Origin of the sequence: Actinoplanes sp. NPDC048988, assembly GCF_043197815.1 — a bacterium.
GTDB lineage: Bacteria > Actinomycetota > Actinomycetes > Mycobacteriales > Micromonosporaceae > Actinoplanes.
This window is the reverse complement of the sequence record NZ_JBICTW010000021.1, coordinates 117661-137785: the sequence shown is the minus strand read 5'-3', so window position 1 is coordinate 137785 and position 20125 is coordinate 117661. Positions and strand designations below refer to the sequence as shown.

General features: G+C 70.6%; 19 protein-coding genes. 12 read left to right on the top strand and 7 right to left on the bottom strand.

Annotation, left to right across the window (positions count from 1 at the left end; all coding sequences use genetic code 11):
* Window positions 1-105 precede the first annotated feature (105 nt).
* From ACGFJ7_RS41210 to ACGFJ7_RS41185, 6 genes are all read left to right on the top strand, one after another.
* A complete protein-coding gene (locus ACGFJ7_RS41210; RefSeq protein ID WP_360256708.1) occupies window positions 106-492 on the top strand; it encodes a hypothetical protein in 387 nt (128 codons plus the stop codon).
* Between the two features lie 153 nt (window positions 493-645).
* Window positions 646-1152: a MarR family transcriptional regulator gene (locus ACGFJ7_RS41205; protein ID WP_360256710.1), complete on the top strand. Its 507-nt coding sequence runs from the start codon at window positions 646-648 to the stop codon at window positions 1150-1152.
* Window positions 1153-1162: 10 nt separating this feature from the next.
* Window positions 1163-1981, top strand: a complete 819-nt coding sequence (locus ACGFJ7_RS41200) for a helix-turn-helix transcriptional regulator (protein ID WP_360256713.1) — start codon at window positions 1163-1165, stop codon at window positions 1979-1981.
* A 75-nt stretch (window positions 1982-2056) separates the two neighbouring features.
* Window positions 2057-2371 (top strand): hypothetical protein, encoded by a 315-nt coding sequence (locus ACGFJ7_RS41195; protein ID WP_360256716.1) that lies wholly within the window; start codon window positions 2057-2059, stop codon window positions 2369-2371.
* A 98-nt stretch (window positions 2372-2469) separates the two neighbouring features.
* A complete protein-coding gene (locus tag ACGFJ7_RS41190) occupies window positions 2470-3363 on the top strand; it encodes an NADP-dependent oxidoreductase (protein ID WP_360256719.1) in 894 nt (297 codons plus the stop codon).
* Between the two features lie 78 nt (window positions 3364-3441).
* On the top strand, window positions 3442-3942 hold the full coding sequence (locus ACGFJ7_RS41185) for a cupin domain-containing protein (RefSeq protein WP_392647451.1): 501 nt from the start codon (window positions 3442-3444) through the stop codon (window positions 3940-3942).
* Window positions 3943-4027: 85 nt separating this feature from the next.
* Here the strand turns inward: ACGFJ7_RS41185 and ACGFJ7_RS41180 are convergent, their stop codons facing one another.
* The 6 genes from ACGFJ7_RS41180 to ACGFJ7_RS41155 all read right to left on the bottom strand — a co-directional run bounded on the left by ACGFJ7_RS41180 (window position 4028) and on the right by ACGFJ7_RS41155 (window position 10360).
* Window positions 4028-5200, bottom strand: coding sequence for a hypothetical protein (locus ACGFJ7_RS41180; protein WP_360256723.1), 1173 nt, complete (start codon window positions 5198-5200; stop codon window positions 4028-4030).
* Between the two features lie 2 nt (window positions 5201-5202).
* Complete coding sequence (locus ACGFJ7_RS41175; RefSeq protein ID WP_392647448.1) at window positions 5203-5697, bottom strand: SigE family RNA polymerase sigma factor; 495 nt, start codon at window positions 5695-5697, stop codon at window positions 5203-5205.
* Between the two features lie 166 nt (window positions 5698-5863).
* Entirely contained in the window at window positions 5864-6640 is a 777-nt protein-coding gene (locus tag ACGFJ7_RS41170; RefSeq protein WP_360256725.1) for a hypothetical protein, read from the bottom strand.
* Between the two features lie 45 nt (window positions 6641-6685).
* Window positions 6686-7435, bottom strand: coding sequence for a cellulose binding domain-containing protein (locus ACGFJ7_RS41165; RefSeq protein WP_392647444.1), 750 nt, complete (start codon window positions 7433-7435; stop codon window positions 6686-6688).
* A 56-nt stretch (window positions 7436-7491) separates the two neighbouring features.
* Window positions 7492-9153, bottom strand: a complete 1662-nt coding sequence (locus tag ACGFJ7_RS41160) for a cellulose binding domain-containing protein (protein ID WP_360256729.1) — start codon at window positions 9151-9153, stop codon at window positions 7492-7494.
* Window positions 9154-9346: 193 nt separating this feature from the next.
* Complete coding sequence (locus tag ACGFJ7_RS41155; protein ID WP_360256731.1) at window positions 9347-10360, bottom strand: LacI family DNA-binding transcriptional regulator; 1014 nt, start codon at window positions 10358-10360, stop codon at window positions 9347-9349.
* Window positions 10361-10636: 276 nt separating this feature from the next.
* Between ACGFJ7_RS41155 and ACGFJ7_RS41150 the strand changes: the two genes are divergently transcribed.
* The 6 genes from ACGFJ7_RS41150 to ACGFJ7_RS41125 all read left to right on the top strand — a co-directional run bounded on the left by ACGFJ7_RS41150 (window position 10637) and on the right by ACGFJ7_RS41125 (window position 19326).
* On the top strand, window positions 10637-11911 hold the full coding sequence (locus ACGFJ7_RS41150) for an ABC transporter substrate-binding protein (RefSeq protein WP_392647441.1): 1275 nt from the start codon (window positions 10637-10639) through the stop codon (window positions 11909-11911).
* A gap of 60 nt (window positions 11912-11971) precedes the next feature.
* Window positions 11972-12904 (top strand): carbohydrate ABC transporter permease, encoded by a 933-nt coding sequence (locus ACGFJ7_RS41145; RefSeq protein WP_392647438.1) that lies wholly within the window; start codon window positions 11972-11974, stop codon window positions 12902-12904.
* A 2-nt stretch (window positions 12905-12906) separates the two neighbouring features.
* Complete coding sequence (locus ACGFJ7_RS41140; RefSeq protein WP_392647435.1) at window positions 12907-13803, top strand: carbohydrate ABC transporter permease; 897 nt, start codon at window positions 12907-12909, stop codon at window positions 13801-13803.
* A complete protein-coding gene (locus ACGFJ7_RS41135; protein WP_392647433.1) occupies window positions 13800-15167 on the top strand; it encodes a GH1 family beta-glucosidase in 1368 nt (455 codons plus the stop codon). Before ACGFJ7_RS41140 ends, ACGFJ7_RS41135 begins: the two co-directional genes overlap by 4 nt.
* Before the next feature lie 74 nt (window positions 15168-15241).
* Window positions 15242-18400: an ATP-binding protein gene (locus tag ACGFJ7_RS41130; protein WP_392647431.1), complete on the top strand. Its 3159-nt coding sequence runs from the start codon at window positions 15242-15244 to the stop codon at window positions 18398-18400.
* A 101-nt stretch (window positions 18401-18501) separates the two neighbouring features.
* Window positions 18502-19326, top strand: coding sequence for an alpha/beta hydrolase (locus ACGFJ7_RS41125; RefSeq protein WP_360256743.1), 825 nt, complete (start codon window positions 18502-18504; stop codon window positions 19324-19326).
* Window positions 19327-19345: 19 nt separating this feature from the next.
* On the opposite strand, the gene ACGFJ7_RS41120 is transcribed toward ACGFJ7_RS41125, so the two are convergent.
* A complete protein-coding gene (locus ACGFJ7_RS41120) occupies window positions 19346-19954 on the bottom strand; it encodes a MarR family winged helix-turn-helix transcriptional regulator (protein WP_360256745.1) in 609 nt (202 codons plus the stop codon).
* Between the last annotated feature and the right edge of the window lie 171 nt (window positions 19955-20125).

Sequence of the window (20125 nt, the reverse complement as noted above, 5' to 3'; positions counted from 1 at the left end):
GCCGCCGAACTCAGCGTCCGAATTCGTCCGAACCACACCAGGCCCAGGGATCGACGCCCGACACTCGACGACAACGCCAAGAAAATCGAGACATAGGAGGGCCCGATGAGTGTTTTGAGGCCGGCACGTCGCTGCGCGGTCGTCATGGTGGTCGCCGCGGGTGCGATGGTCGCGGTGCCCGCCACGTCCGCGCTGGCGAGCGGTTCCGTCTACTGCTCGTGGACAAAAGGCCAGTATGGCTGCAGCCGCAGCGACAAGGTGACACCGAACTACCGGCACCAGATCCTGCTCGCCGCCGCAGCGACCTACCGCGCCTACCCGGTCACCTGCCGAGTCTTCGACGCGGCGAACGGCGTCGAGGTGGGCTCGATCGTCGGAACATCGCCCTATATTCCGGACACCAAGTACATCGGCGGACTGTACGGCGAGTACTTCCTCGCTTGCACCGGCGCCTACCAGAGCGCGGGCTCCGGTTCCATCAACGGAACCTGACCCGTCACCGCCGGTAATGCTGTCGTCCTCGCCGGCGCCGCTCCCAGCGGCGAACGGGGCCCGGCGAGGACGACATCCCTGTGCGAGGTGCCGCGTGGCACGACTGCCGCCGACGATTTGGTCGTTCGAATTCTAAGCAAGTAAACTCGCCCGGTGAGCGACCCGTCCCCTGGCCTGAACTCGGAGCAACTTGGGGCCTATTTCGCGTTGATGGAGGTGAGCAGCCTTCTTCAGTACGCGGTGGACGAGCATCTGCGCGCCGACGGCGACCTCAGCTACGTCCAGTTTCAGATCCTGGCCCGGCTGGTCGACTCCCCCGAGGGCCGGCTGCGGATGACCGACTTGGCCGACGGTGTGGTGTACAGCCGCAGCGGCCTGACCTATCAGGCCGGGCTGCTGGAGAAGCGCGGCCTGGTCACCCGCGCCCCGTCGCCGGACGATGAGCGCAGTGTCATGGTCACAGTCACCGACACCGGCCGGGCTCTCATCGCTCACGTGCTGCCGGGGCACGTGGAACGCGTACGGCAGCTGTTGTTCGACCCGATGAAGGGCCGCGACCTCGCCACCCTGAGCAGCGTGCTGGGCCGGGTGCGTACGCACATGCGGGCCACCCCGCCGCGCTCGGCCAAGCCTCGCGCCGGCCGCAACCGGGCCGAGTAGGAGCGACACGATGGATCGGGCGCTACTGGCTGACTTTCTCCGTGCCCGGCGCACGGCGCTGCGGCCGGAGGACGTCGGGCTTCCCGCGGGCTCCCGGCGGCGGACCGGAGGGCTGCGGCGGGAGGAGGTGGCGGTGCTGGCCGGCATGTCGGCCGACTACTACAGCCGCCTCGAGCAGCAGCGCGGCCCGATGCCGTCCGAGCAGATGCTGGCCGCGCTGGCCCGCGGCCTCAAGCTCAGCCCGAGCGAGCGCGACCACCTGTTCCAGCTCGGCGGGCACTCGGCGCCGCGGCGCGCGCTGCGGGACGAACAGGCCAGCCCGGCCATGCGGCGGATCCTCGAGCGCATGTCGGACACCCCGGCGATCGTGCTCTCCCGGTTCGGCGAGGCGTTGCTGCAGACCCGGCCGGCCATCGCTTTGCTCGGCGACTACACCGGCTACAGCGGCATGGCCCGCTACCTGGTCTACCGCTGGTTCACCGATCCGGCGCAGCGCGCGCTCTTCCCGCCGGAGGACCAGGACATCCGGGGCCGGGTCTTCACCGCGGAGATCCGTGCGGCGTACACGGCCGACCCCACCGGAACGGCCGGCGAGATCGTCGAGGCGCTGCTGTCGGTCAGCCCCGAGTTCGCCGAGGTCTGGCGACGGCACGAGGTGGGCATCGTCCATCACAACGATCTCAAGCGTTACCGGCATCCGGAGCAGGGCGAGCTGTGGCTGCACGCCCGGCGGCTGATCGACCCGGACGAGGGTCAGGAGCTGCTGGTCTATCTGGCCGAGCCCGGTTCGCCGAGCGAGGAGAAGCTCCGGCGCCTGAGCGCCATGTGACGGTTATCCACGGACAAATGATCCGTGGATAACCGTGCCATTCACCTTCTCCCCGGTTCACATCACTCTGGACGAGTGGAACGCAAACGCGTCGGGCCTCTTCTGGCGCACCTCGTCGAGCGGCTGTCGGATCATCCGGCGATCGTGTTATCGAGGTGCGGCGAGGTGCTGCTGCGGACCCGTCCCGCGGTGATCCTGCTGAGCGACCGCTGTTTGGTCGAGGTGGGCGTCACGCCCGGCTCCGGCCTCCGGCGCTACCGGCACGCCCACCTGGGCGAGCTGGAAATGTACCGCCAGATCCTGGTCGATCCCGACGAGCACCAGGTGCTGCTCCTGTTCACCACCGTCCCCGGCTCAGCGAGCGAGGAGAAGCTGCGCCGGCTGATGTAGGCCGCGTCACACCACCGGCCACTTGCTTCGAATTCGAATCGAAGTATGGTCAGAAAGTGCTTCGAACACGAAGCACTCAGCGAGAGAGAAGGCTTCCGATGAAGGTAGTGCGATTCCACGAGTACGGTGACCCGTCCGTCCTGCGTTACGAGGACACCGAGCGCCCCACCCCGGCCGCCGGCCAGGTCCTCATCCGGGTCGCCGGGACGTCGTTCAACGGCGTCGACGGCAACATCCGCGGTGGTTTCATGCGGGGCCCGATTCCGGTGACGCTGCCGCACACGCCCGGCATCGACGTCTCCGGAACGGTCGAAGAGCTGGGCGAGGATGTGACCGCCGTCCAGGCCGGGGACCGGGTGGTCGGCTTCCTGCCGATGACCGATGACGGCGCCGCCGCCGAGTACGTCCTGGCTCCGGCCGACATCCTGGCCCCGGCGCCCGCGAGCATCCCCCTGGCCGACGCGGCCGCGCTGCCCACCGTGGGCCTGACCGCCTGGCAGGCCCTGTTCGACCACGCCAAGCTCACCGCCGGACAGCGGGTGCTGATCAACGGCGCCCGCGGGGCGGTCGGCTCGTACGCCGTCCAGCTGGCCCAGAACGCCGGCGCCGAGGTCGTCGCCGTCAGCGGCCCCCGCAGCCGGGACGGCCTGCGCACCCTCGACGAGGTGACCGAGCCGGTCGACGTGGCACTCAACCTGGCCCCGGTCGAGCCGGACCGGCTGACCGCGCTGGCCGGCCTGATCCGCGACGGCGGCGTCCTGGTCAACACGACGGTCTGGATGCCCGCGCCGTCCGACGAGGCCCGCGGCGTACGCGGCATCGACCTTTTCGTCCGCAGCGACGCCGGCCAGCTCGCACACCTGGTGTCGCTGGTCGACTCCGGCGAACTGCGGGTCGACGTGGCCGAACGGGTGCCGCTGGCCGAATTGGCCACCGTGCACGCCCGCGCCGCCGCCGGTGAGCTGTCCGGCAAGACCGTCATCGTCGCCTGAACCCTCGTCCCGACAATCCCGAGCCGCTCAGTCTCGGTGACTTCCCTGCCGCCCACCGCACCGAACTCGAGGCCTGACATGATTCCCGACGACGACCCGTCCCGCTCGCTCACCGTGGCGAACCCGGACGACCCCGCCACCACCTACATCTCGCTGGTCGGCAACACCTACGCCATGCTGATCACCGGTGAGCAGACCAACGGCCGCTACTGCCTGATCGACATGCGCGTTCCCGACGGCGGCGGCCCGCCGCCGCACCGCCACGACTTCGAAGAGATGTTCACCGTCCTCGACGGCGAAGTCGAGTTCTATTTCCGCGGCGAGAAGCACACCGTCAAGGCTGGGACGACCATCAACATCCCGGCCAACGCCCCGCACAACTTCCGCAACGTCTCCGGCGCCCCGGCCCGCATGCTCTGCATGTGCACCCCCGCCGGCCAGGACGAGTACTTCACCCGGATCGGCGACGTCGTCAGCGGCCCGGACGCACCAGCCCCGCGGCTCTCCCCGGACGAGCTCACCGAGCGCCGCCACCGCGCCGCCGAACTGGCCTCGGCGTACCGCAGCGAGTTCCTGTAGCCAGAAGGGCGTAGGCGGCACGGTGAACTCGGGGTGCGGGCCCGCCGTCCCGGCCCTCACCCCGAGCCGCACCAATACGCGCTGATCAGCCGCCGCAGCGCCACGTGAGCGGTCCGAGGCTGGTGGTGGCGCCTGTCGCGTCGACGCTGACGAGGGAGCCGACCACGGTGCCGTCGTCGGACAGGTCGCTGGAGAAGCTTCTCGCCTCGCCCTCGACGAGTGGCACGACCTCGGTGGCTCCATCGTCGCGACGCAGGGTGTCGTCGGTGAGCAGCCAGCCCCGGCTGTTGATTGCCTGAGCCGGTGCGTGCACGCCGTCGTAGGTGGTCAGTTCGCCAGTCTTGAGGTTCCAGCGGATCGCCCCGCCGGACGGCCATGCGTTGCCGGTCGCCCAGTCACCGCGCCCGGCGTTGACGGTGGCCTGCTGGCCGCGCGGGGCCGTCAGCTTGCGGCCGTTGCCGGCCTGGTCCCATACGTACGACGTGAGCTGCGAGGCATCCGACGGCAGCTCTCCGACCACGGCGCCGTCCTCGGTGAGCGCCTTGCCGTCCGCGCCGGGCGGCAACGGCAGTCGCGTCGCCCGGCTCGCGCCGGCCTTCCAGAGCATCACCGCGTTCTTGGTGTCCGGCTGCCCGGCCAAGGTTGCGTTGAAGAGGATGTCGCCTTCGGCGTTGATCCGGGCGTCCGGGCCAACCTCCCACGAACCGGCCGGCAGCAGCGCCTGCTGCGGTTCGCCGCCGACGTAGCGCAGGACGGAGTCGAAGCGTTTCCGGTCACCTGCCACCGCGACCACGACGCCGGCCGCGTTGACGGCGGCCGGCTGGACTGCCCGCTGCGGCGCCGGCAGCTCTTGGGCCCGGCCGTCGATCCACAACACCGGACGCGACGGCACCGTTCCGGTTCTCTTGTTCGTAGCGGGATCGACGTCGAACGGGCCGCTGATGGCATAGCCGGCGATGTAGCGGCCGGTGGGATCCACCGTGACGGCCCAGACGTTCGCCGCTCCGGCCGGAACCGGCAGCCGGGTCGCCTCGCAGCTCCCCGCACGCCCCGCGACGCCTGGCGCGGCCCGGTCGAAGCCCGGCAGCTGCGGCACGCCGATCAGCGCCCCGGCCACCAGGGCCGCTGCGCATCCGGCCTGCGCGGTGCGGCGGAGTCGCGTACGGCGACGCCCGGCCCTCACCACAGCCTCGACCGTGAGCCGGGAGGCGGGCGCCTCCAGGCGATGGAAGCGCTCCAGCAGATCCTGTTCGTCCATGATCACCCTCTCACGGGAAAGTGGGCTCGCAGGGCGGCCAGCCCACGCGCGCTCTGGCTCTTGACATTGCCGGCCGAGCAGCCGAGAGCCCGCGCGGTGTCCTCGACCGACAGGTCGTCCAGGAAGCGCAGCACCAATACCGCCCGCTGCCCCTTGGGCAACGACCGCAGGGCGGTGACCAGCTCGTCGCGGTCCTCGACCCGCTCGTCAGCGGCGGCCACCGCGGTGACCGCGGCCGGCACATCGCCCAGCCGCACCCGCGACCACCGGGTCCGGCGATCGTCGAAATAGCGGCGCAGCAGGATGCGGTGCACATACGCGTCGATGTTGTCCGCCGCCGCCGCGCGCTTCCAGTTCACGTAGAGCGCGGTCAGCGTGGCCTGGACGATGTCGTCCGCCCGGTGACCGTCGCCGCAGAGCAGGTACGCCGTGCGGTGCAGCCGCCGCAGCCGCGCGCGCACGTACTCCACGTAGTCCCGTTCCAGCTCGGGCCGCATCCCGCTCCCCTCGTCGGCCGCCGTCATCCTCTCTGTCGCGGACAAGCCCGCCGCGGGTTGCATCGGGCCGGGGATTACGGGCGACGGGTCGTCGCGGGCCGCGGTGCCACATGATCAGTCCGGCCGGAGCCGAGGCGGGATCGGGCGGCGTCGGCCGTGGGCGCGGTCAGCAGCCGAGCCGCTGGGTGGACAGGGCGATGTCGTCCATCCAGAGGTCGAACTCACCCGGTGTGGTGCCGCTCTGGTAGAGCTGCCAGCCGATCTTGACGGTGTCCACGGCCGGGAGGATGAACGGTACGTCGTTGCCGCCGTGCTCGGTGGTGGAGGCGGTCAGCTCCGGGCGCGCCCGGCCGTCGATCCACACGGCGACGCGGTTGTCCGCCGGGTCCAGCACCCATTCGAAGCACTGCCAGGTGTCCTCGACGACCGGTGCCGATTCCCGCCAGTTCGTCCAGTCGCCGGTCGGACCGCCGTCGGCGCCCACGCCCCAGAAGACGCCGGGGGCGGTGGGCGCGTACTGGCCGCCGATCGGCCTGACGATCTCCGTGCTGCCGGCGCCGGTCGCCTCGACGAGCGTGAAGTGCGCCCAGTCCGGGGCGGTCGGGAAGGCGTCGACGCGCAGCCGCATCCGCCCGTAGAAGCGGTTGCCCGGCGCGGTGAAGTCGTCGACGCGCAGGAACGCGCGTCCGTTGTCGACGGTGTGGAGGTGCAGCACCTGATTGTGCCGGCCGGCCCGCTCGATGGTGAGCGTGCCGTGGCGGGTGTCGACACCCCAGTTCAGCGTGCTCGCCCCGCCAGGCGGCAGTCGTTCGAAGTCCTCGCAGAACAGCGGCGCGCGTGTGCAGCCGCCGCGGTGGGCGGGGCCGGCCGCGTCCGCCGGAACGCTGCCCGCCACCGCGCCGAGGATCAGGGCGGTGGCGGTAGCGGCGATGACCTTGCGCATTGGTCTCCTCCGTCTCGAATTCGGAAGCGCTCCCAGCGCCACGATTCAGCGCGTACAGGCCGGGTCGAGGCCGACGGGTGGCGCGGTGGCCGCCACGAGCATGCCGAAGGTCGTCGATGCGCCCGGGGCCAGCGTGCCGTTGTAGGAGGCGTTGCCGATCGTGACGCCGTCACCGGCGTCCGCCGCCACCCCGTTCCATAGCGACACGATCCGCTCGTCACCGGGCCACCGCCACGAGACGTGCCACGTGCCGAGCGTCTCGGCTCCGGCGTTGCGCACGGTGACCCGCGCCACGAAGCCGCCGCCCCACGCGCTGTCGATCGCGACTGTGGCGGCGCAGGGTTGCTCCGCCGCGGTCCGCCCGGACCCGGTCCAGTACGGATCGTGCTGGCCGTTGGCGCTGAACCGATACCAGTACGCGGTGTCGGGTGTCAGCCCGTCGATCGTCACCTTCCCGCTGCGCTCCGGCCCGGACACCGCCTCGGCCACCGGGTTCAGCCACTGCCGGGCATCCTCGGAGCTGGCGAAGAGCGTCACGGTGACCGGCGGGTCGTAGCCGCAGGGCGGCCTCTGGAAGATCGAGTAGCTGATCGTCAGGCTCGTGGTGGTCACCCCGGTCACCGCGCCGGTGAGCGGTATCGCCGGCGGGCAGGTCACCGTCGGCCCGGGCGTGGCCGCGAGCAGCGCGCCGCCCGTCGCCGGTGAGCCGGCGGCCGAGGCGCCGGCCGCCCCGGCGACCACGATCGTCAGGGCGAGGGCCGCCCCGCCGGCCATGGCGCTCAATCTGTACCGCATCCTTACCTCCCGTGTCCGATCGTTGGCACCCCAGCGCCGCCTCGAGTTCGAGGAGCTCAGACCACAGTGCAGGCAACGCCGTTGAGGGTGAAGGCAGTTGGTTCGGCGGTGTTGCCGGTATGGGCGCCCTGGAAGCCGATCTCGACGGTGGCGCCGGGAGCCAGTGTGGCGTTGTAGTCGACGTTGCGGGCGTTCACCGGCCCGCTGGAGGGCGAGTAGGTCGCGTTCCAGCCGGAGGTGATGGACTGCCCCGAGGGCAGGGTGAAGCTCAGCGTCCAGCCGTTGATGGCCGAGGTGCCGGTGTTGGTGATGCTGACCGTCGCCGTGAAGCCCGAACTCCAGGTGCTCATCGTGTACGCGACCCTCGGCCCGGCACCGGTGGAGGGAGTCGTCGGAGGAGGAGAGGTCGTGCCGGTCACGCTGGTCACCAGGGTCGTCACGCTGCGGGCGGGCAGCGTGGCGGTGACCGCGCCGTTCGCCATGCTCAGCGCACTCTGCCGCGCGACGTTGTTGCCGGCGTCGGTCAGCCAGGTGGTGACGGTTCCGGACGCGGTGGTTCCGGCCAGGGTGAACTGCTGGCTCACCGCCGAGGTGTTCTTGTTGACCGCGACGATGACGACGGTGTCCCCGCCCCGGTACGCCGAGACGAAGACGTTGGACGCCGGGTTCGCGGTCGCGTCGACCCGCACATAGCCGGGCCGCACGAAACGGGAGAACTGGGCCATGACGGCGCCCCGCTTGCTGATCCGCCCGTCCTCGCGCATGGGGCCGTAACTGCGCCGCAGATACCACCAGACGTACGCCTGGAAGCCGGCGTCCACCATGGCGTGGTGCATGTGCTCCCCCACGTCCAGCGCCCCGGGCCAGGCGTCCGCCGAGTCGCTGCTGTTGGGGTAGTACACCTCCGTCATCCACAGTTCCTTGCCCGCTCCCTTCTGCTGGAACAGCGGGTACGGGAAATTGGCGTACGGCGTGCCGTAAAGGTGCGCGCCGATGATGTCGACGTTGGCCAGAGCCGTGGGGTCGTTGAGGATCGGGTCCGACATCGACTTGATGTACTGGAAGGACTCGGGCGCGATGACCCGGGTGCCGATCGAGCCGGCGTTGGCCCGCAGGAACTGGACGATTTCGGCGGCGGTCCACCACGTCCAGGTCTCCGCGTAGTCGGGCTCGTTCTGCACCGAGATGGCGTACAGGTCGACGCCGTTGTTGCGCATGTAGGTGGTGAAGTCGTTCAGATGCCGGGCGTAGGCGGCGTACGAACTGTATTTCAGGCGCTTCGCGTTGGTCTGGCTTCCGCGGGTGAAGGTCTCGGTCATGCCGGCGGGAGGGTTCCACGGCGAGGCGAAGACGGTCACGCCGAGCGCTACGGCCCGTTGCGCCGTGGCCAGATCACGGCCCCAGTCCGACTGATTCTCGTTCACCGGGATCCGCAGTATCGAGAACCCGAGTTGGCCGTCGCCGGCGCCGAACGCGGTGTCCCGCTGCGCCGCCGTCAGGTCGCCGATCCAGGCCGCGTGACACATGGCGCCGAAGCCGCGGATCGTCTGCCGCGACGCCGACGGGTTGACGTTCGCCGCCGCGGCCGAGGCTTCGGTGGCCGTGAGGACCGATCCGGCGACCGCGACGACCGGCAGAGCTCCCAGCGTCGTCAAGACGGTTCGGCGGCGCAGCGGCCGGGACGGCGTCGCCGTCGGCTCGTCGTGGTTCTGGTTCATGGGCGGTCCTCACGGTGAGAAGTCCGGGTCGCGAATGGGAGCGCTCCCATTTATGACCGCCAATATTGCCAGCTTGTTTCCCACCACTCAAGAGGCCGCTTTGAAGACATTCACCAGCGGACGGCGTAACAGTTTTTCAGTGGCCAGAATTTGCGCGATTGCCGGCGTCAGCCCGGGCCGGCGCGCCGATTGCTCAGGTCGAGCCGCGGAGGATCAGCGTGGTGGGCAGCATCGTCGGTTCCGGTGGGGTCGCCGGGTCGGCGAGCATGGCCATGAGGGACTCCGCGGCTGCCGTGCCGAAACCGGTCTTGTCCTGCGTGATGGTGGTCAGGCCGGGCGGGATCAGGGCCGCCACCTCGATGTCGTCGAAGCCGATGACGGCGACGTCGTGGGGGACGCGCAGGCCGGCCTCGCGGATCGCCTTGATCGCACCGACCGCCATCTCGTCGCCGGCGGCGAACACGGCGGTCGGGCGGGGGTCGCGGGCCAGCAGCCTGGTCATGGCGGCGTGCCCGCTGTCCAGGTAGAAGTCGCCGGCCACGACGTCGTCGCCGGCCAGCGGAATCCCGGCCCCGGCGAGTGCCTCCCGGAAGCCGGCCAGTCGTTGCGCGGCCGGCCAGTTACCGGCCGGGCCGGTGATGGTGGCGATGCGCCGGTGGCCGCGTTCGATCAGGTGGGTCGCGGCCAGCCGACCTCCGCCGGCGTTGTCGGAGGTGACGTAGGTGCAGGTCGGCCCGGTGAAGCGCAGGTCGAGGGCGACACAGGGCACCTCCGCGTCGGCCAGGGCCAACACGGCCGGGTCGCGGCTGCCGTTGTCGATGATGACCACGCCGTCGACGTTGTGGCGCTGGACGGCGCGCAGGAAACGTCTCGGGTCGGCCGGGCCGGCGCCCGGGTCGGGGGCGAGCATGAGCAGGTGCAGGCCGTGCGCGCTGAGTGCGCTCTTCAGCGCGACCAGGATGTCCTGCAGGAACGGATGCCGCCAGCCGGGACGGCGATGATCGGTGTCCCACACGAGGCCCACCATGTGCGACTTCTTGGTCGCGAGGGTGCGGGCCGACTCGTTCGGCAGGTACCCGATCTCGGCGGCCATGCCGAGGACGAGCTGGCGCGTCTGCTGGCTGACCACCTCCGGGGTGTTGAAGACGCGGGACACGGTGGCGACGGAGACGCCGCACCGACGTGCCAATTCTCTGATGCTGGACACGGCGTACACCCTAATGTAACCGGTTTCAAGACCGTAACAGCGCCGTGTCGGACGGGTCAACACAGTGGATCGCGTTACCTTTTCGTGACTTGACGGGAGAGGCACCGATCGATGCAGACTCTTGGCTCGAGGGGCCACACGCACCCCTCCGAAGCGATTCTCCGGCCGCATCCATGCCGGCCTCTCCATGGGCTCAGCTCGTTCGAAACTCCAGTTCTGCAGCATGTAACCGGTTTCATGTAACCGATTACATCAGGTGAAAAGGGGAGAACTGTCATGCTTTTGTCTCGATCCGTGCGAGCCGTGGCCGCGGCGACGGTCGCCGCGGTGATGCTGACCGCGTGCGGCTCCGGTGGCGACGACAGCGGGGGCAGCGGCGGCGGCGGCGACGTCACGCTGAACGTCAACCTGTTCGGCAACTTCGGCTACCAGGAGCTGTACGAGGAGTACGAGAAGGCGAACCCCAACGTCAAGATCAAAGAGAGCACGGCCGCCTACAACGATCACCACCGCAACCTGGCCACACACCTCGCCACCAATTCGGGCGCCGGCGACATCGAGGCTGTCGACACCGGCTTCATCGCCCAGATGCGCGAGGTCGGCAAGCAGTTCACCGACCTCGGCACCGAGCGCCAGTCCGAGTACCTGCCCTGGAAATGGCAGGCATCGCTGACCAAGGACGGCCAGCAGATCGGGTACGGCACCGACGTCGGCGGCCTGGCCATCTGCTACCGGCGCGACCTGTTCCAGAAGGCCGGCCTGCCCACCGACCGCGACCAGGTCTCCGCGTCGTGGGCGAGCGGCTGGGACAAGTACATCGAGCAAGGGAAGAAGTACACCGACAAGGCGCCGGCCGGCACCGCGTTCTTCGACGGCGCGGGGGCGCTGTACAACGCCGTCATCGGCCAGGCACCGGTCGGCTTCTACAACGAGGACAACACCGTCGTCGTCGGCAGCAACCCCGAGGTGCGCAACGCCTGGAATCTGGTCGTCCAGGCGGTGCAGAGCAAGCTGTCGGCCAAGCTGATCGAAAGCTCCCCGGAGTGGAACAACGGCTTCGCCAAGGGCCAGTTCGCGACCATCGCCTGCCCGGCCTGGATGATGGCCAAGATCAAGGACCAGTCCAAGAACGCGGCCGGCAAGTGGGACGTAGCGGCCGTGCCCGGCGGCGGCGGCAACTGGGGCGGCTCGTACCTGACCGTGCCCAAGCAGGGCAAGCACGTCGAGGAGGCGAAGAAGCTCGCCGCCTGGCTCACCGCGCCCGAGCAGCAGGCCAAGGTCTTCACCTCCAAGGGGCTGCTGCCCTCCATCCCGGCGCTGTACGACAAGCCGGAGATCGCGCAGTACAAGGACCCGTTCTTCAACGACGCGCCGGTCGGCAAGATCTTTACGACGGCCGCGAAGCAGTTGAAGCCGCAGTACCAGGGCCCGCGCACCGGTGACATCCAGACCACCATCCGCGACGGCCTGGTGCGTATCGAGCAGGGCAAGCAGAGCTCCGACGAGTCCTGGCAGCAGACGGTCAGCGACGTCGAGCGTCTCGCCAAGTAGCCCACCCGCACGGCCGGCGGTCGCAGGATCGCCGGCCGCCCCGGCGACGAAGGATCGATCATGGCCATCCCCGCGCTGACCGCCCGCCGGGCGAGACTGAACCGGCTCGACACCAAGGGTTCGCCCTACCTGTACGTACTCCCGTTCTTCCTGCTCTTCGGCGCGTTCGGGCTCTTCCCGCTGGTCTACACCGGATACGTCTCGTTCAACGATTGGAACCTTCTCGACGCCGGCGCGCACGAATGGGTCGGCCTCGCCAACTACCGCGAGCTGCTGCAGGATCCGTACTTCTGGAACGCGCTCGGCAACACGCTGAGCATCTGGGTGCTGTCCACGGTGCCGCAGCTGCTCGCCGCGCTCTGGATCGCGCATCTGCTCAACCACAAGCTACGGGCCCGCACCAGCCTGCGCATGGGTGTGCTGCTGCCGAACATCACGTCCATCGTCGCGGTGACGATCGTCTTCACCCAGCTCTTCGGCCGCGACTTCGGCATGGTGAATTGGCTGCTCGGCATCGTCGGCGTCGGCCCGGTCGACTGGCAGGCCGACACGTGGAGCTCCCACCTGGCCATCTCCATCATCGTGGCCTGGCGCTGGACCGGCTACAACGCCCTGATCTACCTCGCCTCCATGCAGGCCGTTCCCCACGACCTGTACGAAGCCGCGGAGCTCGACGGCGCGTCGTCGGCGCAGCAGTTCTGGAAGATCACGGTGCCGATGCTGCGTCCGACGATCATCTTCACCGCGGTGATCTCGACGATCGGCGGCCTGCAGATCATCGCCGAGCCGCTGCTGTTCGCCGGCAGCTCGACGCCCACGGGCGGCTCCGACCGGCAGTTCCAGACGGCCGCGCTGTTCATGTACGAGCAGGGCTTCCGGGAGTTCCGGTTCGGCTACGCCTCCGCGATCGCCTGGACGCTGTGCCTCGTCATCGCCCTCTTCGCGATCGCCAACTACCTGATCACCCGGCGCATCGCCAACGACGAGGAGTAGTCGTGACCGTTCTCGCCGACCCACCGTCCACCCGCGCCGAGACGCCGGCCGAGCCACGCCGGGCGCGCCGCCGCAGCTTCGGCTATCCACGCAAGGCCTCGGTCTGGACCTACGCCGCCCTGCTCGCGGTCGTGGCCGGATCGGTCTTCCCGCTCTACTGGTCGCTGGTCGTGTCGTCGCAGACCAGCGACGCCGTCGCCAAGGTGCCGCCGGTCCTGATCCCGGGCGGGCACCTGTTCGACAACATCGCCCGGGTCTTCGACTCCACCGACTTCGCCAAGGCGCTGCTCAACTCGTTCATCGTCAGCGGCTCGGTGACGATCTCCGTGGTCTTCTTCTCGACGCTGGCCGGCTTCGCGTTCGCCAAGCTGCGCTTCCGCGGCCGCAAGGTGCTGCTCGTCGTCGCCATCGGCACGTCGGTGGTGCCGCAACAGCTCGGCATCATCCCGCTCTACCTGTTGATGGCCGATATCGGCTGGACCGACCGGCTCGCCGCCGTGATCGTCCCCGGCCTGGTCACCGCGTTCGGCGTCTTCTTCATGACCCAGTACCTCGGGCGGGCGGTGCCCGACGAGCTGCTGGAGGCCGGGCGGATCGACGGGTGCAGCACGTTCGGCCTCTTCTGGCACGTCGTGCTGCCGGCCGCGCGCCCCGCGGCGGCGGTGCTCGGCCTGTTCACCTTCATGCAGGCGTGGAACGACTTCTTCTGGCCGCTGGTCGTGCTGCAGAACAACGCCACGGTGCAGGTCGCGCTCTCCTCGCTGGCCAGCGGCTACACCACCGACTACACCCTCACCCTGACCGGCACGCTGCTGGCCACCCTGCCGATCTTGGTGATCTTCATGGTGCTCGGCCGGCAGATCGTCGGCGGCATCATGCAAGGAGCGATCAAAGGATGACGGACTCGGAACTGCCGCGGATGCCGGCCGGATTTCTCTGGGGCGCCGCCACGGCGGCGTACCAGATCGAGGGGGCGGTGGCCGATGACGGCCGCGCCGACTCGATCTGGGACACCTTCAGCCGGCGCCCGGGCGCCGTGGCCGACGGGAGTTCCGGAGCGGTGGCCTGCGACAGCTACCACCGCTGGCGCGACGACGTGGACCTGCTCGACGGCCTCGGCGCGGGCGCCTACCGGTTCTCGGTCGCCTGGCCGCGGATCGTGCCGTCGGGCGCCGACGAGGTGAACAAGCCGGGCCTGGACTACTACGACCGGCTCGTCGACGCCCTGTGCGAGCGGGGCATCCGGCCGTTCGTCACGCTCTACCACTGGGATCTGCCGCAAGCGCTTGAGGAGAGGGGCGGCTGGCGGGTACGGGACACGGCGGAGCGCTTCGCCGAGTACGCCTCCGTGGTCGCCGGGCGGCTCGGCGACCGGGTGGGCGACTGGATCACGCTGAACGAGCCGTACTGCTCGTCGATCGTCGGCTACGCCGAGGGCCGGCACGCCCCGGGCGCCACCGAGGGCCACGGCGCGCTCGCGGCCGCCCACCACCTGCTGGTCGGGCACGGGCTGGCGGTCGCGGCGGTCCGGGCCGCCTGCCCGGGCGCCCGGGTGGGCATCACGCTCAACCTCTCCCCCGCCGTGCCGGCGACGGACACCGAGGCGGACTCCGAAGCCGCACGGCGAATGGACCTGCTGGTCAACCGGCAGTTCACCGATCCGGTGCTGGGTGGCTCCTACCCGGACGGATTCGACCGGTTGTACGCCGGGGTGAGCGACCTGTCGTTCCGGCGCGCCGGCGATCTCGAGCTCATCGGCGCCCCGCTGGACTTCCTCGGCGTGAACTACTACTACCGCATCCACGCCGCCGCCGCGCCGTACGAGCAGACCGATCCGGCGCTGCGCACCGCCTGCGACATCGGCGTACGCTCCGTGCCGCGCGAGGGGGTACCAGTCACCGACCTGGGCTGGCCGATCGAGCCCGCGGGGCTGACCGACACGCTGACCGATCTCGCCGGCCGCTTCCCGGGCCTGCCCCCGATCTACGTCACCGAGAACGGTGTCGCCGAGGTACGCGAGGATCCCGGCGCGGACCCGGACCGCATCCGATTCATCGCCGCCCACGTGGCCGCCGCCGCCGAGGCCGGCGTGGACCTGCGCGGCTACTTCTACTGGTCGCTCATCGACAACTTCGAGTGGGCCCGGGGATACGGTCCCCGCTTCGGCCTGGCCCATGTGGACTATCCGACCGGAAACCGCACACCGCGGGCCAGCTACCACTGGTTGCGGGACCAACTGGCCCGGCAGGCCACCACCGTGTGACGATTCCGTTGATCCGGTGCCGGACGTAGACTCGGCGCGCACACGATGCGCAGGCCGGGGGGCGGTTGACGGGCGTGAGCGTGCCAGGGGATTCGCAGAGCGACGGCCACGCCCTGCGCGTGCAGATCCTGGGTCCGATGCGAGTGTGGCGCGGTCCCGACGAGATCGACGTGGGCCCACGCCAGCGGGCGTACCTGCTGGCCCTGTTGGTGGCACGGGTCGGGCGTCCGGTCGGCAGCGGCGAGCTGGTCGACATGATCTGGGGCGAGGACGCGCCCGTCACCGCGCTCAACGTCATCCACAAGTACGTCGGTGGCGTCCGCCGCGTCCTGCAGCCCACGCTGGCCGCCCGGGCCAGCGGCTCCTACCTGCTTCGCCGGGGCAACGGCTACGTCTTCATGGCCGACGCCGGAACGCTCGACCTGCTCGCCTTCCGGCAACTCGTCGAGACGGCCCGGGGCGTGCCCAGCCCCGGCGCCGCCCTCGACCGGTACCTCCAGGCGTTGCGGCTCTGGCACGGCCCGGCCGGCGACGGACTGCCCGTGGGACCGGAGGCGATTTCCCTCTTTACCGGGCTGAACGGCGAGTTCTTCGCGGCCTGTACGGCCGCGGCCGAGCTGGCGGTGCCACTGGGCCGCGGCGGTGAACTGGTGCCGGCGCTGGAGCTGGCGGCGGCGATGGAGCCGCTGCACGAACCGGTCCAGGCCGCTCTGGTCCTGTCCCTCGGCGCCGCCGGGCAGCAGGCGAAGGCGTTGTCGGTCTTCGCCGCCACGCGGGCCCGGCTCGCCGAGGAGCTCGGCGTCACCCCCGGCGCGGAATTGATGGAGGCCAAGCTGCGGGTGCTGCGACAGGCAGTGACGTCCCCACCGCCCGCGCCGGCCCCGGCCGCGCCGGCGCCCACCAACCTCGTCGGCCGGGCCGAGGAGGTCCGGCTGTGCCGGGACGCCGTCGCGGCGGCGGCCGGCGGAAGCACCGCGCTCGTGGTGGTACAGGGCGAACCGGGCTTGGGCAAGACCCGCCTGCTGGAGGAGACCGCCGCCGAGGCCGGCCGCCGGGGCGCTCTGGTCGTCTGGGGCCGCTGCCTGGAAGGCGACGGCACGCCGGCGATGTGGCCGTGGACGCAGGTGGTGCGGGAGCTCCTGGACGCCCAGCCGGCCGCACGGCGCCGCGAATGGCTCGACCGCGACCTCGGTCGCCTGGTCGAGTTCCGCGACGACGGCTTCCGCGGCAGCCTCGACCCGGACAACCGCGCCCGGTTCCGTCTCTTCGAGCAGGCCGTGGCACTGGTCGCGGCGGTTGCCGCCGACTGGCCGGTGGTGGTGATCCTCGACGATCTGCAGTGGGCCGACGTGACCTCACTCCAGTTGTTCGATCATCTGGTAGCCCGGTTGAGCGGCGGCACCCTGGTCATCGGGGCGCTGCGCGACCGGGCGCCGGTGCCCGGGCCCGAACTGCTGCACACGCTCGCCGCCGCGAGCCGCGTTCCCCACCACCGCCGGATTCAGCTCGGCCCGCTGCGCCCGGCCGACGTGGCCGAGCTCGTCCGCCGGGAGACCGGCCGCCGGCCGGCCGGCGACGAGGCCCGGCGCCTGCACGCGCGTACCGCCGGCAATCCGTTCTTCGTGCGGGAACTGTCCCGCCTGCCGGGCGGCCCGGAATCGCCGGGCGACGGGACGGGCCCGCGGCCGGCGGTGCCGTCGACCATCCGTGACGTCGTCCGCGACCGGATGGCGCGGGTGGAACCGGAGTCCGTCCCCGCGCTCCACACGGCTGCCCTCCTCGGGCGCGACGTCGACCTGCGCCTGCTCGCCGGCGCGCTGGCCGTCGACGTGCAGCTCTGCCTCGACCGCGTCGATCCGCTGCTGACGATGGGCCTGCTGGAGACCACGCCGGAGAACCCGTTCACCTTTCGCTTCGCCCATGACCTGGTCCGGGAGTCGGTGATCGCGTCGATACCGCAGCGCCAGGCCGCCCGGTTGCACCTCGGCATCGCGGACGCCCTGGAACCCCTCGACCCGGACGGTGACTCGACGGCCGAGCGGCTGGCCCACCACCTGTGGTCGGCCGGCCCGCTCGCCGACCCCAAGCGGGCCGCGGCGGCGCTGCTGCGCGCGGCCGAGTCCGCCGTCCGCAAGACCGCGCTGGAATCGGCGGTACGCCATCTGACGTCGGCCGCGCAGGTCTCCCGGTCGGCGAACCTCGGCGAGGTGGAGCTGTCCGCGCTGACCCGGCTCACCATGGCCAGGATGCGGCTGGGCCAACCGGCGGCCGACGAGGTGCTGGACCGGGCCGAACACCTGGCCCGGGCTCTCGGCCGCGACAACGAGGCGGCCGACATCCTCTTCACCCGCGTCATCCGGGTCACGCAGTTCACCCAGCCGGACCGCGGACGGCTGGCCCGCCGGTTGCTCGACTGGAGCGAGACGTCGGCCGACCCGGCGGTGCGGGCGTGCGGCCAGCAGGCCTGGGGACTGCACCAGTGGGACCTCGGCAACATCGACGAGGCGCACCTCTATCTGGATCGGGCGCACCAGACGCTGACCGCCCGGGACACGGCGCTCGGTGAGAACCCGCTGCGGCACGACCTGCAGATCGCCTGGCCGATGATGCAGGGGGTGGTGACCGCCCTGCACGGCGACGTCGGCCGGGCCCGTGCCCTGCTGGACCAGGTCGAGGCGGACGCGGGCGACCTGCCGTACGCCGTCACCATCTCGTCGCACTACAGCGGCATGGTCGCCACGATGATCGACGACCCGGACTGGGCGGCGCGATCGGTCGCGAGGTGGATCGCCGGCGATCCGCAGGACTACGCCCACGTCGACCATTACCTGCGGCTCACGCGGCATTGGGCACGCGCCCGCGCCGGCGATGATCCGGCCGGCGCGGCGGCGGCGGCGCTGAAGACCGTGACGTCGCTGCTCGACCCTCCACAGTGGGGCGTCTCCTTTCATTACGCGCTCATCGGCGAGATGTGGTTGATGGCCGGCCGTCCGGCCGAGGCCACGGCCGCGCTCGACCAGGCCGAGCACTACCAGAACTTGTTCGGTCAGCGCTACGCCGAAGGCCTTCTCCTGCTGCTGCGGGCGCGGGTGCTGGCCGCCTCGGGGGAACCGGCGGAGGCGGTGAAGGCCGCGGCCGAACGCGCCCGGGCGCTGTCCGCCGAGCGTGGCGCGCACCTGTTCGCCCGCCGAGCCGGCGATCTCTTGGCGGAACTCGGAAAAACCCACGCCTGACCGGTACGGGACCAGCCGCGTCAGCTAATTCACTAGTCATTCAGTACCACCCCATAGCTTCAGCCGCGGAACATCGCGCCGAACGACTATGGAGTACGGATATGCCGACGATCACCACCACTGACGGAACCGAGATCTTCTACAAGGACTGGGGCAGCGGTCAGCCGCTCGTCTTCAGCCACGGCTGGCCGTTGACGTCCGACGACTGGGACAACCAGATGCTCTTCTTCAAGCACCAGGGGTTCCGCGTGATCGCCCACGACCGTCGTGGGCACGGCCGCTCCGCGCAGGTCCCGGAGGGGCACGACATGGACCACTACGCCGACGACCTCGCGGCGCTGATCGAGCAGCTCGACCTCCACGACGCCGTGCTCATCGGGCATTCGACCGGTGGCGGTGAGGTGGTGCGCTATCTCGGCCGGCACGGCGAGGGCCGGGTGGCGAAGGTCGTACTGATCAGCTCCGTCGTGCCCGACATGCGGCTGAGCCCGGCCAACCCGCACGGCCTGCCGCCGGAGGCGTTCGCCGGCCTGCAGAGCGGCGTGGCCGGCAACCGGTCGGAGTTCTTCCGGGAGGTCGCGGCCGGGCCGTTCTACGGCTTCAACCGCGACGGCGCCGAGCCTTCCGAGGCGATCATCGAGAACTGGTGGCGCCAGGGCATGACCGGGGCGGCGAACGCGCACTTCGACTGCGTCTACGCCTTCGCCCGAGACGACCACACCGAGGAGCTGCGGAAAATCACGGTGCCGGTGCTGGTGATGCACGGCGACGACGACCAGATCGTCCCGTACGGCGCGACGGCGCCCCGCACCGCCGAGCTGGTGAAGAACGGCACGCTCAAGACCTACGCGGGCTTCCCGCACGGCATGCCGACCACCCAGGCCGAGACGATCAATGCCGACCTTCTGGCTTTCCTCCGCTCCTGAGACCGCAGCCGGATCGCTGTCAAGAATCGGTGGGCGGCTCGTGGTCGGGGCAGGTGACCCGCAGCTCGGCGTCACCGAACGGGGCGTCGACGTAGTTGCAGTGGTGGGGCCGGTCGGGCTGGTCCGGGTGGGCTCGGGGAACGAAGAAGCGGCAGGTGAGGCACATTTGCGAGACCGGGATCGCCTGCCGGTCCTGAAGCTCGCGCATGAGCGTGGTGATGCCGCGGAGCATGGCCGCGAAGTCGTCGTGCGAGAGCGCCTTCAGCGCACCCGTCAGCGTTTCCGACTGGCTGCGCAGACGGTCGGCCTCCGTGCGGCCGAGCGGGCTCAGACCGAGCAGCGTCGCGCGGGCATCGCCCGGATCGCGGGCGGCCTCGAGCAGTTCCTTCTTGCGCAGCACCTTCACCGCGTCGGACACCGTGGGCGGCGTCGAGGCCAGCGCGGTCACGATCTCGCCCTGCCGGATCGGGCCGGGCTTGTTGAGCAGCAGCGTGACGATGTCGGCCTGCAACGGCGACAGGTTGTGCGGGCCGGCGTTGCGCCAGGCCTCCATGCGCACGGCCTGACCGAGCCGGGCGAGACCGATCAGCAGCTGGCTGGTCGATGGTGGCCCCGGAACCTCTGGCATGCGCAACGGTCCTTTCCCTGCGTACGGCCGCCATCGTACTGCCGCGGGGGGGGGGGGGGGGGGCGGCGGGGGGGGGGGGGGGGCGGGCGGGGGGGGGGGGGGGGGGCCCCCCCGGGGGGGGGGGGGGGGGGGCGGCGGCCAGTTCGCCGAGGATGGTTTCGGCGAACTTGG

Coding starts and splice junctions, on each gene's coding strand:
- ACGFJ7_RS41210 (WP_360256708.1), top strand. CDS start 106: ATGAGTGTTTTGAGGCCGGCACGTCGCTGCGCGGTCGTCATGGTGGTC.
- ACGFJ7_RS41200 (WP_360256713.1), top strand. CDS start 1,163: ATGGATCGGGCGCTACTGGCTGACTTTCTCCGTGCCCGGCGCACGGCG.
- ACGFJ7_RS41190 (WP_360256719.1), top strand. CDS start 2,470: ATGAAGGTAGTGCGATTCCACGAGTACGGTGACCCGTCCGTCCTGCGT.
- ACGFJ7_RS41185 (WP_392647451.1), top strand. CDS start 3,442: ATGATTCCCGACGACGACCCGTCCCGCTCGCTCACCGTGGCGAACCCG.
- ACGFJ7_RS41180 (WP_360256723.1), bottom strand. CDS start 5,200: ATGGACGAACAGGATCTGCTGGAGCGCTTCCATCGCCTGGAGGCGCCC.
- ACGFJ7_RS41175 (WP_392647448.1), bottom strand. CDS start 5,697: ATGCGGCCCGAGCTGGAACGGGACTACGTGGAGTACGTGCGCGCGCGG.
- ACGFJ7_RS41170 (WP_360256725.1), bottom strand. CDS start 6,640: ATGCGCAAGGTCATCGCCGCTACCGCCACCGCCCTGATCCTCGGCGCG.
- ACGFJ7_RS41165 (WP_392647444.1), bottom strand. CDS start 7,435: ATGCGGTACAGATTGAGCGCCATGGCCGGCGGGGCGGCCCTCGCCCTG.
- ACGFJ7_RS41160 (WP_360256729.1), bottom strand. CDS start 9,153: ATGAACCAGAACCACGACGAGCCGACGGCGACGCCGTCCCGGCCGCTG.
- ACGFJ7_RS41150 (WP_392647441.1), top strand. CDS start 10,637: ATGCTTTTGTCTCGATCCGTGCGAGCCGTGGCCGCGGCGACGGTCGCC.
- ACGFJ7_RS41145 (WP_392647438.1), top strand. CDS start 11,972: ATGGCCATCCCCGCGCTGACCGCCCGCCGGGCGAGACTGAACCGGCTC.
- ACGFJ7_RS41135 (WP_392647433.1), top strand. CDS start 13,800: ATGACGGACTCGGAACTGCCGCGGATGCCGGCCGGATTTCTCTGGGGC.
- ACGFJ7_RS41125 (WP_360256743.1), top strand. CDS start 18,502: ATGCCGACGATCACCACCACTGACGGAACCGAGATCTTCTACAAGGAC.
- ACGFJ7_RS41120 (WP_360256745.1), bottom strand. CDS start 19,954: ATGCCAGAGGTTCCGGGGCCACCATCGACCAGCCAGCTGCTGATCGGT.